The sequence below is a fragment of the Emticicia sp. BO119 genome (assembly GCF_013912375.1).
GTDB lineage: Bacteria > Bacteroidota > Bacteroidia > Cytophagales > Spirosomataceae > Emticicia.
In genome coordinates this window covers 974,052-988,583 of record NZ_JACETV010000002.1, presented here as the reverse complement: position 1 = coordinate 988,583, position 14,532 = coordinate 974,052, and the positions used below count along the sequence as shown (strand labels likewise).

The window sequence follows — 14,532 nt, the reverse complement described above, 5'->3', positions numbered from 1 at the left end:
AAAATAGACTTATATTAGTCTGCAAGACAGTTAGGAATACAGCATAATTAAAAGCCATGAATTTATTTTTCTTGATACCAACGGGAGCCTTTATTGTAGTTGTGTTTTGGGTGGCACTCCTCAAAATGATAGCTCATTTAAGTGGGTGGGATAACCTGAAGAATACCTATGAAACCACTTATACACATAACGAAATAAACTATTTTGGTGTCTCTGGCAAGGTAGGGAAGTTTTATTATAACCGGATTCTGAATGTCTCTCTTTCAGAGGCTGGTTTGTTTTTATCAGTAAGTCCTTTGTTCCGATTCGGACACCCTTTTTTACTGATTCCCTGGAGCGATATAAAGAATATACATGAAAAAGGCAAAACGCTTTTCTGTGAAGTAAATGGGATTCAGATAGGATTATCTAATAAAATTCATAATATCTTTAAAAGCTATCTAAGTGCTTATTCATAAAACAGTATTTAGATGGCTTATATTCCTACTTGTAATTGTGTCTAAAAGCAATACGAGCAGTCTGACTGCCAATTAACAATTATTCTTGCCGAAAATAAACTGCGCACGGCCGTTCCTATAGTCTTATTTTATGTTACTGAATCACTTACTAATTTTGCACATAAAGAACGCAGATTTTTATAGTTACAGAAATGAAGACCAATTATGTAATAGCTGCTCCAAAAAACAAAAAAGGAATCAAGAAATCGGGTTGGCTGGTAAAAGTTATTGGCCTTGCATACTGGTTGAGAAACTGGCTTAAATAAATCTTATTTGGCTATAGCTAAAGGTAAATCAATAAAAAATGTTGTTCCGCGCCCGTCTTCGGTTTCAAACCAGATATTACCTCCGGCATGCTCCACCCCACGGCGAGCCATAGCTAATCCCAAACCTGATCCTCCGATTTTTGTTGTGAAGTTCGGCAAGAATACTTTCTGACGATGATTTTCCTGTATCCCCGACCCGTTATCCTGGATCTCAATAATGACTTTATCATCTTCGCTTTTATAGAGCCGCAGATTAATAATTGGTCTTTTCCCGGCAGGAACAGACTGAATACCATTGATGATAAGATTTGTAACCACACGACTCATAAACTGTCTGTCTCCTACAACCCATGCCTCCCTCTCTTTAATATAAGCGTTGAGTGCAATCTTTTCATCTTCAGCATATAAATCGGCCGATTTCTGAATCAGCGGTACTAAATCAAAGGTTTCGTTGCGAGGTACTGGCATTTTAGCAAACTCCGAAAATGAATTTGCAATCTCGCTGATATTATCAATCTGCTCGGTCAATGAATTCAAAGCTCTTTCTATCCGCTCTTTGGCTTTGGGGTTATCAACAGTCAAGGTTCGTTGCAATTGTTGAATAGATAACTTCATGGGTGTAAGCGGATTCTTGATTTCATGCGCAACCTGTTTAGCCATTTCACGCCAGGCTGTTTGCTTTTCGCTCAACGAAAGTGCCACTTTACTCTCTTCCAATTTTTTTAACATCTTGTTATATTCGCGCATTAAAAGCCCTATTTCATCATCCGAATTCCAGTCTAATCGCTCATGCAATTTATCAAGATTAGTTTTTTTCAGTTTCTGGGCTACAATTCTCAACGGATTCGTCAGGACATTAGAGGCAAAATAAGAAATGATTAATAAAATCAGGAAAAGCCAAGTAAAGATGTTCAATATAGACGCCACTACCTCTGTTACCTGACGGTCTAAAACAGGCTTGGCATCAAAAAAAGGAATTCCGATTACCCCCAAAGGCTTGCTATCCTGTCCTTTAATAATCATATAGGCAGTCTTATAAGTAAGGCTACCCAAAGTCTCAGTCAGTAAGGCCTCATTTTCTTTTTCTTCAATAATACGCCGGTAAGCTATCGGATTAATGAAATGAGAAATCAAGCCATATTCATAGACTAATGGACGAGTAGTCAGACTCAGCTTGCCATCCAAATTATAGAGATTTATATCTAATTTGGTATCGTGTGCCAAATCGTTTATTTCCTGCTCTAAAAAAGCCCTGCTCATGCGTTTCTGCGTAAAATTTTCTAATTGCAGCTGTACAGTAGAAGTAATATTCTTGGTATTATCGAGATAGGCTTTTTCCTGATTACTTACAAAGGTTGAGTTAATAACGCTTAAAGTGATAATCACCACCAAAATCAAAGGCACTAAAAATGCAGCATTGAGATATAACTGAATTTTGGTAGAAAAATTCACATTCATATTTCTGAAGCTATACTTCAAAGTGTACATCAGCATTACAAATACAATGCAAAGTACCGAAAGTAAAAACAGGAATGAGAAATTAGGAAAAACACTTTGCCATATCTGGTATTTTGATGAAATAACAATTTTACGCCCATTCTGCCCGATTTTACCTATATGATTATAATCATTCAGTTCTACCCCTTTTTCATAAAGATCTTTGTTACTTAACATCGACACCGGCAGCTTACGCATATAATTATAGTTACCCGAATTGAAGATTAACTGGTTTTTCTCATCATAAATAGCATAACTATAATTTCGGGTTTCGGGTGTTTGCGCAAATTTTTTATCCATAAGCAATTCAGGATAAACACTTTCGGCAAACTCATCTCTTAATTTCAATTCAAGTACTACGTGACCTATCAGGCTATTATTTTTACTGACAGGTATAAATGCTACATATTGCTTAATGAAATTATTTCCGATGTCATCAATAAAAGAGATATTCGGGTTATTGGTTTTGTATTCAGGTTTACGAAAACTCTCTTCGTAATAACTCAGATTATTAGCGCCTTCTGATAGGTCTAACGATTTACCTGTTTTATCAAATGCCAGCACATCAGTATCGTATCTGTCAAAGTACAAATCAAGATGTTTGCTTTTAATAATCTGCTGGGCTTGTTCACGGGCTAAAGTTGCCCGGCCTAAAGCCGCACTTATAGCCGTATCCTGCTGCACAGTTTGTACTACTCTTGCCAATAGTCCTTCTCCTAACACATCGTTTTCTGCAAGATACTTCTGCCCGAACTTCAGTTTATCGTAAAAATCCTTTTTCTGTTCTTCATGAAAAATGACAAACATAGCAATAAATGCAAAAACAAAAGCTCCCGTAAAAAAGTATATGGTTGTTTTATATTTAAAATTATAGAAGAATCGTGGAAATTTGTTAGCATATACCAACAAGAAATAAAGCCCTGCTATCAGATAAACCCATCTAAACTGATCGATGATACCTGTTATTAACAGACCAATCAATACACCTATGAGCCACTTAAGAACTGCCATTTTAAAGTTCTTATTCAATCTCAAAAAAAGGCTGCAAAGCAGATGATTAATCAGAAAGAATATAATAGACAGAATAATATAGAATAACAGAGTGGCTATTTTCAACGAAGAGAAAGATATACTCAGAGACAAATCTAAAGTAAACTGAGATTTCTCGTAAATGCTACAAAGGTTTCTGAAAAACAGGGTTGTAACACCCATTGAAGTTGCAACCAATATTACTGAAACAATACCCTGAAATATTGGAGAAGTCTTGGAAAGCTTATAGTAGGTGTTTGACCGATAGAAAAACGTAGCGAGATAACCCACCAGTATAAAAACAACAAAGGCATTGAGCAGCATATCTCCTAACGAGGGAGCCAGTGCACTTATAGTTAAAAATTTGGGATTGAAAAGATTCGATTCATAAACAATAAATGGAATGCTGTTTGATAGCATCATGAGCCGAATAAAAATCAGATAGGCAGCTAATAAAGCAAAGGCACGCCCAAACTGATGTATCTTTATCAGATTAGAGATCCATTGCGCAATATATACACCCAATAGAAGAATACTGATAGCTAACAAGAAAAGCGTATTGCTCGGGATATTGGAATTAGTCAGTTTCTCAACCTGTGGCGGTATTACCGAAAAAAGGAAATGGCCTTTATCGTCAGTAATATTCAGGAATGCCTCTTTGCTTGCCTGGTCTGATACACTCTGAGGTTCGGTTGAAAATAGCTTATGATTATACCCGTTATGCAGGTAATCGTTTTCATTATGAAATTTACGATAGAGGTTTATTAATGAAAAAACCTCTATTGTTCCGCCTTTATTACCAAATTTAATTGTATTAACAATGTATTTACTATTTTCTGTACTTAATAGTTTAGTTTCTGTATTGCCTGCTAATTGCTGATAAGCGGGCACAAAACGATGGTCAGACCAATATACTAATTGTCCATTCCGAAAAATATAATAAGGATAAACCGTTACAGCCTCAAAGTTCAGGAAAGTGCTTTCAGGGGCTTTCTGATACTTTGTACCTATGCTGAAAAGTTCATCTTTAGACCGTACGACTTCAGTCCTTATTCTTTCTCTGATAGCATTTACATAGTGTTCCTGCGATGCCCTTGGGGCATCTTTCTCAAAAATAAAGAAATTCAGGGCAGCAGCTATAGTAACAGCTATGGAGAGAATAAGGAAGAGATGTTTCTTTAATAACTTCAAATCCATGTTCACCTATTTATTCTCGGTAAAAAAATAATCGAAAACCATGCCAAAAGCAATCAATCTTTCAGAATTACAAAGCCCATTCCAGCCTCGGTTTGTGTGTAGTCTATCTTTACTCCAATCAGGTACATCAGGTGTTTGCGGTCTATCACTACCTTTACTCCTTCTATGTCGTATATTTCATCATGCTCGGTAGCTTTATCTAATCCTAAAAGATAATTTACCGAACATGCCCCACCTTTCAAACCTACCCTAAGTGCGTATCCGGCAGGTATTTGTGGAGAATTCAGGGTTTTACTTATTTCTTCTTTTGCTATTTCGGTAAATACTATCATTAGATCAGACTCGTTATTCATCAAGCATCAACAAAAATAATCACACATTCATTACATTAGCTAATAGAGTAATTTATAATTTTGCACCACAAAATTCTGAAAAAAGAAATAGAATGGCTTTATTGACCGAATTACTGAAAATTCTGATTCCTGCTGCGGCGGTATTATACGGTATGTACCTTACCGTTCAGACTTTCCTACAAAAGCAGTTTGAACAAAAACAACTGGAAGTCAAACAAAAAAATGCAGAGCTGGTTACGCCACTACGTTTGCAGGCTTACGAACGCATGACCCTTTTCTTAGAACGGATTACTCCAAATAACCTATTGGTAAGATTAGGCAATAGTGCTATGCACGTGCTTGATTTCCAGCAATTACTATTAAAAGAAATCAGAGAGGAGTTTAATCATAATCTTTCCCAACAAGTTTATCTTTCGCACGAAGCCTGGGAAAAAATCCGTCTGGCAATGAACGAAGTAGTAACATTGCTGAACACATCAGCAGCGGATTTAGCTACCGATGCTCCCGCGATTGATTTATCAAAAAGAGTTTTTGAACGGGTAATCACCGAAAACAAACAACCAACTACTGATGCCCTGAAATATCTCAAAGAAGAAATTCAGACAATGTTTATGTAGTAGCATTCGGGTTTCGCAAGGTTTTATGGATTCGTTTCCGATGTGATTTTGTTTTAAAATCATCGATTAACACACTTATATTACCATCTACTTCTAACATTGCCAGATCAACATTCTCTATTTTTTCAACACCATGTTCTCTGATAGCTGCTTCCAATTCGGCATGGGTAAAGCCCGCTATCAACAGGTTTTTTTCCTGTACAGCACCTTTGTAAATAAGCATAATGGGTTGCCCTTGTATGAACCTACCGATAGAATCGTATCGACCTATCAGTTTTTTCAGAATAAAATTTGCTATAAATAGTCCTGCGGCCGCTGTCAGACCTCCTAATAAAGAGTTATCAGGCCCTACCATCGCATTTTGAACAGCATTGCTGATAAGCAGTATAAAAACCAGATCAATAACCGAAAGTTGAGCTAATTCTCTTTTGCCAAAGAGTCTGATGGCAAGAATCATGAACAGATAAACTGTTACTGCTCTTAGCATTACGCTTAAATAATAGTCCATAATCCGATAAACTATATAGTTTAAATTCAAAAGTAGTGAAACTTTTGCGAGTCTGAAAAAAATAATACTAAAGGCAATAAAGCTCTTTCTTCGTCTTGTTTTTATTGCTTTTTGTCGCTTTTTTTACTAATGTTGAGTATTATTTAATTGCAGAACGCAACCGCAGAGTTTTTTTTTTCGTATTCAAACCAGTTATGGTAAATCATTTGCCTGATAGTCCGGAAGAATTACTTATTGCAAGTTTGAGGGGTGACCGAAAAAGCCAGGAAAGGCTTTATAGGCTATTCTATGGCTTTGCAATGGGGGTTTGTTTACGTTATAATCAGAATCGTGAAGAAGCATTAGAAATTGTGAACGATAGCTTTATGAAGGTGTTCACAAAAGGTGAACAATATGACGCCAGCGGAAGACATTCATCATATCCTTTTAAAGCATGGTTTAGAAGAATCATCGTCAATACAGCATTAGATTATTACAGGAGTCAACAAAAACACTATTTCCACGAAAACCTTGACGAAGCATACGATGTTTCATCTACTGACGGTAATGCTTTAAGCCAACTGAATCATGACGAACTATTAGAACTCGTACAGCGACTCCCTTCTGGCTATAGAATGGTATTCAATTTATTTGTAATTGATGGATTTTCGCATGAAGAGATTGCGCAGCAACTACAGATTTCGATAGGAACATCAAAATCAAATTTATCACGCGCACGAGAAGCACTCCGAAAAATGATTATGAAAATTGAGGGTGCATTGACTGATAACAAAAATTAACAGGCTCTCTGTATCAGAAGCCGTTTATATAAGATGAGCAAAAACTTACATGATTTATCAGATGAAGAGTTTGATGACCTTTTCAGAGAATCTGCTGAAAAGTCGGGCATCGGCTTTGACCCTGAAGCATGGAACAAAATGAGTCAAAAGCTTGATGCGGCGAATACGCCTCCGTTAAGCCCGGGTAAAGGAGGTAATCCACTGAAAAAATGGATTTTACCTGCCATGATTGTGTTGTTACTGTTGATTACGGGCACTTATTTTCTGGTAAGAAAACCATCGGGAGCAGTAACAGAAAAGAAAGGAAATATTAAAGAAAATTCGGTAAAGCAAACAGATAAAGTCGGAGAAAAAGATGTAGCAACAGATAAGGTAGATACAGAGAATCAGGAAAATGCCAAAGAATCTGCCATTTCAAGTGATAAAGTTCAACCAGAGGCAGTAATTCAAAAAGATGCCAAAACGACTACTAAAGCGTTGAAACTACCTGCTGAAGCTGAATCACCTATAATCAAGCCGAATAAAAGGGCAACTACAGAAAATTCAGCTATTGAAACACAATCGACCAATCAGAGTAAAAAGCCTTTTGCAGGAAAGGTGAAAAACGCAAAATTCGCTCTTACTGACAAAAGCACTACCGATTATAACAAAAACGATGCTGCTCAAATAAGTCAGGAATCGCCTGATTTAGCAATTACTAAAAATAAGACAAACACCATAATTACTAAAGTTAACACAAAAGCCAAATCTAAACTACCTATATTACCTGAGAATAAACAAGACAATGCTAATGGCTTAACTAAAAACAAAACACAACGGGATGCTTTAAGAGATAGCCATACATCGGATAAAACTGATGATATAAGTGCTAATAATGTAGTTAATCCAGATGCAAAAACCACCCCTCAAAGTCAAGATTCATCAGGAGATTCGGTCTATAATATTGAAAAAATGCAGTGGATATCTATTGATGTTTTATCACCAAACAAACATCCATTTGTTATTGATTTAAAACTGCCAAATATCCGTTTTGAATCGCCTATGCTTGCACCTGTAACAATACCAAGGGCTAATACAGCATTCAGAAAAGGCTTAAATATAAGATTAGCCTTATCTCCGGATTTGAGCTTTATCCCCTCAAATAAAATATTTAAAGTAGGTAGTAACTGGGCGGCTATTCTGGAATATCGCTTCAATAATCGTTTTAGTATTCAAACAGGTGTAATTCGTTCGATGAAGTACTATGGCGCTTTGCCAAGCCAATATGAATGGAATGTGTACTGGGCTATGCCGTCGCCTTTGAAAGATATTGATGCCAAGTGTAAAATGTTGGATATTCCATTGAATGTAAGATATGATTTATCCCAGAAAACAAATAGCCGATGGTTTGTTGGTGGCGGATTTACCAGTTATATAATGTTAAAAGAAGAATATCGTTATAATTATGAAAACCCGGCAGACCCGAATATCAAGCGTACGAGTTGGGAAGGTAAAACCGGAGGCTATCCTTTCAGTGTTTTAAACCTTTCAATGGGATATGAACGTCAGTTTTTGAGACGTTTGACATTTCAGGCAGAGCCATTTTATAAGGCTCCATTGGGTAAAGTGGGTTATGGGAAGGTTCGGTTAGCGACTGCAGGTGTGTTTTTCTCAGTAAAATATCCGTTCTAATGTGTATATTGGTACACAAATTGCTATTTTTGATTAAAAACTCATACTCATGAAGAAAATCTTCTTACTAATAGCCTTATTAACAGGCACTTTTACCACTTTCGCTCAGCAGGCCAATTCCTCTGCGCAAACGAAAGAAATACAATGGATAAGCCTGCAGGAAGCCTATGCCCGCACCCAGAAAGAGCCACGAAAAACAATAGTTGATGTTTATACGGCATGGTGTGGCTGGTGTAAGGTAATGGACAAACAAACTTACACCAACCCTGATGTGATCGACTATCTGAATAAGAACTATTATATGGTAAAGTTGGACGCAGAGACGCGTCAGGAAATAGTAGTGGGCGGCGTGAAGTACATGTTTGACGAGAAAAATAACACTAATCAGGCAGCAATTGCTTTGTTACAAGGTAAATTGAGCTATCCAACAACGGTATTCTTAGATGCTCAATATAATATGATTCAGCCTTTACCGGGGTATCTCGATGCAAAAGCGTTTCATCAGGTAATTACTTTTATTGGCGGCGACAACTATAAAAAAGAATCGTTCGACCAATACAAGGAAGGTACTTACAAAGAAACTTTTAAAGGTACAAAATTATAGTCAAAAGCGTAAAGTGTTTTGAGTTCAAAGGGCGGCTGACTTCTTTTATAAGTTGTCAGCTCTTTTTATTTCATGACTATAATTGACTACCACAAATATACAAGCTATTGCTTTACACTCATAGCGTAAAAATACGCAATTCATCAGGGGTTTTTACGCATTGTGCATCTTATAAATTAATAAAGACATATTCCAGTAAGATGTATAAGTATTAATTGCTTAAAATCAGATACTGATTTACCTTCTGTAAAACCCTTTAATCAGAATTAATGTACACAATACACAAAACAAAAAAGTCCCGACAAATGGCTTTATCGGGACTTTCTGGAATTTTTAACCTGGAACTATTCTTCTAAAAAATCCAAATCTTTTCCGTGTGTTTCTGGTATAGTAAGCGTTGAGTAAAAACCTATCGCAAAGCAGATAGCCCCAACCAATGCGCCGGCTAAAATCACTCCCTGGTCAGGTTTAAAGAATTTGTATAAGATAGTCATGAAAACAACTGTTCCTCGCACCATATTAGGGACTGTTGTAGCCGCGGTAGCTCTCAGGTTTGTACCAAATTGTTCGGCACCTACTGTTACAAACATTGCCCAGTATCCTGTTCCTAAACCTAACCAGCAACATACGCCGTAGAGCATATTCGGGCTTTTGATAGCACCCGAAAACAAGAAAAATATTACCCCTATAAAAGCAAAAGCCATCATGGCGGCAATAGCTCGTTTCCGTGAATGAAATAAATGGCTGATGAATCCGCTCAGAAAATCTCCAACCGAGATACCTATGTATGCCCACATAATAGCCAGACCGGGATCAACTTTCTCTGTTATCCCCATCGCTTCCCCAAACTCATTACTGAAATAGGTGAGAATACCAATACAAAACCAGGTAGGAAGCCCGATACCTATACATTTCATGTATTTAATGAAACGCTCTCCGTTGGTAAAAAAAGAAAAGAAATTACCCCTTTGTACATGCTTTTTCCCGACTACATCTTTATAAATGCCTGACTCAATAACCCCTACCCTAAGCAACAAAAGAGCAACACCCAAGCCACCACCAATCAGATAAGCAATCGTCCAGTCTCCTGAAAGCTTTACTGTAAAAGTAGCCACTACTGCACCACACAGGCCAATACCTGCTACTAATGAAGTACCAATGGCACGGAGGTGTTTCGGCAAAACTTCTGACACCAAAGTAATGCCTGCTCCTAACTCTCCTGCCAACCCTACTCCCGCAATAAAACGAAGCCATTTATAAGCCTCTACCTTATCCATAAAACTGATATGGGGAATAAGACCACAGGCAATATTAGCCAGAGAATAAGTAATGATTGACCCAAAAAGTACAGAGAGCCGACCTTTTTTGTCGCCTAACACGCCCCATAAAATCCCTCCGAGTAAAAGCCCTATCATCTGAAAATTAATGATAGTTGTACCCACCGACGAGATTTCTTCTTTGGTAGAAAGCCCAAGGCTTTCAAGGCTTTGCACACGTACAATACCAAATAATTGCAGGTCATAAATATCAACAAAATAACCAAGGGCAGCAACAATTACGGGAAGGCTAAAAAGATATTGTAATGTAGATTTTTCTTGCTTCATAGTGTTTAGGTATTTGTAGTTCTTTTAGTTTGGCCAGGTTTCATAAAAACAGGTCGGATAAGGCTATCCGACCTGTTTTTATCCAATCTATATCAGAGTTCTCTCACAACAATGTTTTTCCACCTTACTTTAATTCCACCACCGCTATGAATCTGCAATGCCAGAATACCATCTCTTTCTCCAATTTTAGGGTCATCTAATTTAATCATTTCCGTACCGTTCAGAATAGTAGTAACCACATTGTCTACCACTCTTACAGTCATTGTATTCCACTCTCCCATTTTCAGAGCTTTGTCTTTTTCAGGTTCTGGTTTAATTATCCAGCCACGCCCATGCGACTCGTAAATACCACCTGTATTGTGGCCTGGAGGGGCTACTTCTGCCTGCCAGCCTGTGATTGTAGTGCCAGCAATTGATGAATGAAAAAACACCCCGCTATTACCATTTGCTTCTTGTTTAAAATCAAGTGTCAATTCAAAATTCTTGAATTTCTTTTCAGTACCCAAGTAACCGTATTGTTTATCAGGACCACTCTCACATACAAGAATACCATCTTCAACATACCATTTTTCTGTGCCATACACCACCCACCCGGTCAGGTCTTTACCATTAAAAAGTTTTTGTTTTTTGCTTTTTTGTGCAAAGCTTAAAGTAGAAATCAATAAAAAAGTAATAGTTAGGAAACTAAGTTTTGTTTTCATTTTGAATAGAGTTTATTTACTGTTACAAAGAAAAGATAAATTTCTTATCTTGCATCACCAAGCAAAAACTATTTCTATGATTAAGCGAATATTCAGCATTTTTCTTTTGTCATTTTCTCTTTTCAGTTCTTTTTCTTTTGCTCAGAATTCATTGTCGAAAGAAACTTTTGATGGTTTAATCAATAACAGAATTCCTATCTTAATGACCCTTACTTTCGATGACAACCTGATTTACGGAACCTTGGTTTATAAAAGAGTAGGGCAAGCCATAAAAGTAGTAGGCTCTTTAGAAAATGGCAATGTTCTATTGCATGAGTTTGACCCTAAAACTGAAGTTACAGGAATCTATTATGGAACAAGAAAAGGAGATGATATTACAGGATTCTGGTCTAAACCAAACAGTGAAAAAGAAATGAGTTTTAGCCTGAAAAAAGCTTCAGAAATTAAAATTGAATCTGAACCTATTAATACAACAGGTGCATATGCTTACAGCTACGGCAAAGAAGCTGGAACGGGAAGTTTATATGTAAACCAGATCAGCAAAGACAAAATCATAGTTGAGATGCAGGCTATCAGAGGGGCACCCAGCTATAATCAGGCTATTATTGAAAAAACGACACTCAAACTCAATGGTAATCAGGCGATTTATGAAAATACTGAATTTGGTAAATGCAAACTGAAACTTATTTTTTTTGAAGGTGGTGCTACTATCGTTTATCAGGAGGAAGCCTTTGAATGTGGATTTGGCAATGCAGCAACCGTAGCCGGAAATTACCTCAAATATGACAGTAAGGTTCCAAAATTCGAAAAGCAAGATTGATTTACAAGATATAAAATTATCATAATTTCTTTCCGTTTAACCTAATGAAACATTCTCATTAATGATTCATAAAATTAATGCCCCAATCTCATAAATGATTTTGGGGCTGATTTTTGTAAGTAATTGCATCCATTTTCTGGATTTTTTCATGGCCATAAATTTTTTCTAACAAAAAATTTATGGCACAAAGTTAAGCGGAGAAGATATTATATTTTAGCGTAAAAAGTCCCTAATCGTAGCGTAGAAATACTTATTTTCCTTATATTTCATTCAATTAAACTAAAAAAATGATGAAAAACTTATTTACCATTTTATTTTTATCAATTACGATTTCTTCTTTTGCACAAACCGACGAAGACCAGATCAAGGCAAGCATCAATCAGGTTTTTGATGGTATGCGTAAAAACGATACGACGCTTATCCGTCAGGCATTATACCCTTCCTGTTTTCTGAAATCAATCGGAAAAAATAAAAACGGTGAAGTAAAACTGCAGGAAGACCAGATAATTGACTGGTTGAAATCTGTAGGTACTAAACGTGACGGTGTGGTACTTGATGAAAGACTAACAGCCTATGATATAAAAATTGATGGCGAAATGGCTATGGCCTGGACCCCCTATGAATTTTATGTCAACGACAAATTCAATCATTGTGGCGTAGATGTATTTACTATGATGAAAACCGACAAAGGCTGGAAAATTGTAGGAATTGTTGATACACGGCGCAAGGATAATTGTAAGAAATAACCTTGTGAAACGTTCTCTATTATAGATATAAAAATATGCCATGAAAAAGATAGTCTTACTTGCAGCTCTATTACTTAACACTACTTGTATTTTTGCGCAAAAAAATATCTTTATTGCTACTGACCTAACCAGAGAAGGTGAATTTACCAATAACTGTGAAGGGCCATCGGTAGATAAAGACGGTAATATCTATGCTGTAAATATCAATCAGGATGGTACTATTGCTAAAATTACACCTGATGGAAAAACCACGGTTTTCCTGACCTTACCTGATGGCAGTGTAGGCAATGGGATTCGTTTTGGAGCAAAGAATACCTTTTTCGTGGCCGATTTCATGCAACACAATGTACTGAAAATTGACCTGAAAACCAAGCAGGTAGGTATATTGGCGCACGTGCCGGGCATGAATCAACCAAACGACCTTGCCATTATGAGTAATGGAACTATTTTTTGTAGCGATCCTAACTGGAAAGAAAGTACAGGACAGATATGGAAAGTAACCCACGATGGTAAAGCAGGTTTATTAGCTAAAGATATGGGCACAACCAATGGAATTGAGGTTAGTCCTGACGAGAAAACCTTGTATGTAAATGAATCAGTTCAGAAAAACGTATGGGCTTTTGATATTACCCCACAAGGCACATTGGCCAATAAACGTCTGCTGATAAAATTTGAAGATGGTGGTATGGACGGTATGCGTTGTGACGACAAAGGCAATTTGTACATAACCCGCCATGGATTAGGTACAATAGATATTGTGTCACCCGAGGGCAAGGTTATTCAGACCGTAAAAATGAAAGGCAAACTTACCTCTAATATATGTTTTGGTGGAAAAGACGGGAAAACCTGTTATGTAACCCTACAAGACCGTAAATGTCTGGAGACTTTCCGTACTATCAATCCGGGCAGAGAATGGAAAATGATGAAGGAATTTAAATAAAAACATTTTCAGTTCATTTCTCAGTTCCTCCACTCTATTAACCCGGTTTATTGAATCCTTCTTATAAAATCATTCTGTTACAGGTGGGTGAGCGAGTTGAAGGTATCATGCACAATGCTGGTGTCAGAACTCGATCAATTGCTTCGCTTGTCGCTCTAAAAAATTACGATACACTTCAAATGTAAAATCTTCTCCATTAAAATGGCTTCTGATACTGCCCAATTTTATGCGCAACCCCAGCACATCTGTACCCATATAACTCAGTATATCATTCAGATGCCCTAACCCTACTGCATTACCCTGTACACCTGATGAGATTCCTACCAACGCGGCTTTTTTATAATTAAAGCTATCGGGATAGCGTAAACCGTCCAGAAAAGTTTTCAGTACCCCCGGAAACGACCCATTGTATTCAGGTACAATAAAGACAAATTTCTCAGTGGTATCAACAATTGTCTGAAACTGATTAAAGGCATCGTTTGTACCTGATTTATGATACAATGCCGAAAAAGCAAAGTCTTCCGGCAAATCAGCCAGGTCTATAATCTGGCTTTCAGCACCTAATGATTCTAACAATTTCTGATAATATATACCAACTTTTCGGGAAAGTGAATTCTTACGGTTAGTGCCAATGATTACTCCTATCATTTTCGGAAAAATTATTAAAAACAAATTGAAGAATTACTATTTTGCCTCAACTTGT

General features: G+C 37.0%; 14 protein-coding genes. 8 read left to right on the top strand and 6 right to left on the bottom strand.

All coding sequences use genetic code 11. The features are described from left to right. Positions 1-56: 56 nt before the first annotated feature. The gene (locus H1R81_RS10895) at positions 57-458 is read left to right on the top strand and encodes a hypothetical protein (RefSeq protein WP_181840737.1); all 402 of its coding nucleotides are present in this window, start codon (positions 57-59) and stop codon (positions 456-458) included. A 308-nt stretch (positions 459-766) separates the two neighbouring features. Here H1R81_RS10895 and H1R81_RS10890 read toward each other — a convergent pair whose 3' ends face one another. Both H1R81_RS10890 and H1R81_RS10885 read right to left on the bottom strand, forming a co-directional pair. After that, positions 767-4,486: a HAMP domain-containing sensor histidine kinase gene (locus H1R81_RS10890; RefSeq protein WP_181840736.1), complete on the bottom strand. Its 3,720-nt coding sequence runs from the start codon at positions 4,484-4,486 to the stop codon at positions 767-769. A 53-nt stretch (positions 4,487-4,539) separates the two neighbouring features. Next, positions 4,540-4,818, bottom strand: coding sequence for an iron-sulfur cluster assembly accessory protein (locus H1R81_RS10885; RefSeq protein WP_181840735.1), 279 nt, complete (start codon positions 4,816-4,818; stop codon positions 4,540-4,542). A 113-nt stretch (positions 4,819-4,931) separates the two neighbouring features. On the opposite strand from H1R81_RS10885, the gene H1R81_RS10880 reads away from it, so the two are divergent. Next, complete coding sequence (locus H1R81_RS10880) at positions 4,932-5,456, top strand: hypothetical protein (protein WP_181840734.1); 525 nt, start codon at positions 4,932-4,934, stop codon at positions 5,454-5,456. Here the strand turns inward: H1R81_RS10880 and H1R81_RS10875 are convergent. Beyond that, positions 5,449-5,994: a DUF421 domain-containing protein gene (locus H1R81_RS10875; RefSeq protein WP_229251094.1), complete on the bottom strand. Its 546-nt coding sequence runs from the start codon at positions 5,992-5,994 to the stop codon at positions 5,449-5,451. The genes H1R81_RS10880 and H1R81_RS10875 overlap by 8 nt on opposite strands. A 164-nt stretch (positions 5,995-6,158) precedes the next feature. On the opposite strand from H1R81_RS10875, the gene H1R81_RS10870 reads away from it, so the two are divergent. The 3 genes from H1R81_RS10870 to H1R81_RS10860 are packed head-to-tail and all read left to right on the top strand — an operon-like array spanning position 6,159 to position 9,018. Beyond that, positions 6,159-6,743 (top strand): RNA polymerase sigma factor, encoded by a 585-nt coding sequence (locus H1R81_RS10870; protein ID WP_181840733.1) that lies wholly within the window; start codon positions 6,159-6,161, stop codon positions 6,741-6,743. A gap of 33 nt (positions 6,744-6,776) precedes the next feature. Next, positions 6,777-8,414, top strand: coding sequence for a hypothetical protein (locus H1R81_RS10865; protein WP_181840732.1), 1,638 nt, complete (start codon positions 6,777-6,779; stop codon positions 8,412-8,414). 49 nt (positions 8,415-8,463) lie between these two features. Continuing rightward, positions 8,464-9,018: a DUF255 domain-containing protein gene (locus tag H1R81_RS10860; RefSeq protein WP_181840731.1), complete on the top strand. Its 555-nt coding sequence runs from the start codon at positions 8,464-8,466 to the stop codon at positions 9,016-9,018. Between the two features lie 344 nt (positions 9,019-9,362). Here H1R81_RS10860 and H1R81_RS10855 read toward each other — a convergent pair whose 3' ends face one another. Together H1R81_RS10855 and H1R81_RS10850 are read right to left on the bottom strand one after the other, a co-directional pair. Further along, positions 9,363-10,622, bottom strand: a complete 1,260-nt coding sequence (locus H1R81_RS10855) for an MFS transporter (RefSeq protein ID WP_181840730.1) — start codon at positions 10,620-10,622, stop codon at positions 9,363-9,365. Positions 10,623-10,714: 92 nt separating this feature from the next. Beyond that, entirely contained in the window at positions 10,715-11,323 is a 609-nt protein-coding gene (locus tag H1R81_RS10850; RefSeq protein ID WP_181840729.1) for a DUF1080 domain-containing protein, read from the bottom strand. Positions 11,324-11,399: 76 nt separating this feature from the next. Between H1R81_RS10850 and H1R81_RS10845 the strand changes: the two genes are divergently transcribed. From H1R81_RS10845 to H1R81_RS10835, 3 genes are all read left to right on the top strand, one after another. After that, positions 11,400-12,143 carry a hypothetical protein gene (locus H1R81_RS10845; RefSeq protein WP_181840728.1) on the top strand — a complete coding sequence of 248 codons (744 nt, stop codon included), beginning with the start codon at positions 11,400-11,402 and terminating at the stop codon, positions 12,141-12,143. Positions 12,144-12,430: 287 nt separating this feature from the next. Further along, positions 12,431-12,889 (top strand): nuclear transport factor 2 family protein, encoded by a 459-nt coding sequence (locus H1R81_RS10840; RefSeq protein WP_229251093.1) that lies wholly within the window; start codon positions 12,431-12,433, stop codon positions 12,887-12,889. A 40-nt stretch (positions 12,890-12,929) separates the two neighbouring features. Further along, positions 12,930-13,829, top strand: coding sequence for an SMP-30/gluconolactonase/LRE family protein (locus H1R81_RS10835; protein WP_181840727.1), 900 nt, complete (start codon positions 12,930-12,932; stop codon positions 13,827-13,829). Between the two features lie 123 nt (positions 13,830-13,952). On the opposite strand, the gene H1R81_RS10830 is transcribed toward H1R81_RS10835, so the two are convergent. Further along, the gene (locus H1R81_RS10830; RefSeq protein WP_181840726.1) at positions 13,953-14,477 is read right to left on the bottom strand and encodes an NADPH-dependent FMN reductase; all 525 of its coding nucleotides are present in this window, start codon (positions 14,475-14,477) and stop codon (positions 13,953-13,955) included. Positions 14,478-14,532: the final 55 nt, after the last annotated feature.

Coding starts and splice junctions, on each gene's coding strand:
- H1R81_RS10895 (WP_181840737.1), top strand. CDS start 57: ATGAATTTATTTTTCTTGATACCAACGGGAGCCTTTATTGTAGTTGTG.
- H1R81_RS10890 (WP_181840736.1), bottom strand. CDS start 4,486: ATGGATTTGAAGTTATTAAAGAAACATCTCTTCCTTATTCTCTCCATA.
- H1R81_RS10885 (WP_181840735.1), bottom strand. CDS start 4,818: ATGATAGTATTTACCGAAATAGCAAAAGAAGAAATAAGTAAAACCCTG.
- H1R81_RS10880 (WP_181840734.1), top strand. CDS start 4,932: ATGGCTTTATTGACCGAATTACTGAAAATTCTGATTCCTGCTGCGGCG.
- H1R81_RS10870 (WP_181840733.1), top strand. CDS start 6,159: ATGGTAAATCATTTGCCTGATAGTCCGGAAGAATTACTTATTGCAAGT.
- H1R81_RS10865 (WP_181840732.1), top strand. CDS start 6,777: ATGAGCAAAAACTTACATGATTTATCAGATGAAGAGTTTGATGACCTT.
- H1R81_RS10860 (WP_181840731.1), top strand. CDS start 8,464: ATGAAGAAAATCTTCTTACTAATAGCCTTATTAACAGGCACTTTTACC.
- H1R81_RS10855 (WP_181840730.1), bottom strand. CDS start 10,622: ATGAAGCAAGAAAAATCTACATTACAATATCTTTTTAGCCTTCCCGTA.
- H1R81_RS10850 (WP_181840729.1), bottom strand. CDS start 11,323: ATGAAAACAAAACTTAGTTTCCTAACTATTACTTTTTTATTGATTTCT.
- H1R81_RS10845 (WP_181840728.1), top strand. CDS start 11,400: ATGATTAAGCGAATATTCAGCATTTTTCTTTTGTCATTTTCTCTTTTC.
- H1R81_RS10840 (WP_229251093.1), top strand. CDS start 12,431: ATGATGAAAAACTTATTTACCATTTTATTTTTATCAATTACGATTTCT.
- H1R81_RS10835 (WP_181840727.1), top strand. CDS start 12,930: ATGAAAAAGATAGTCTTACTTGCAGCTCTATTACTTAACACTACTTGT.
- H1R81_RS10830 (WP_181840726.1), bottom strand. CDS start 14,477: ATGATAGGAGTAATCATTGGCACTAACCGTAAGAATTCACTTTCCCGA.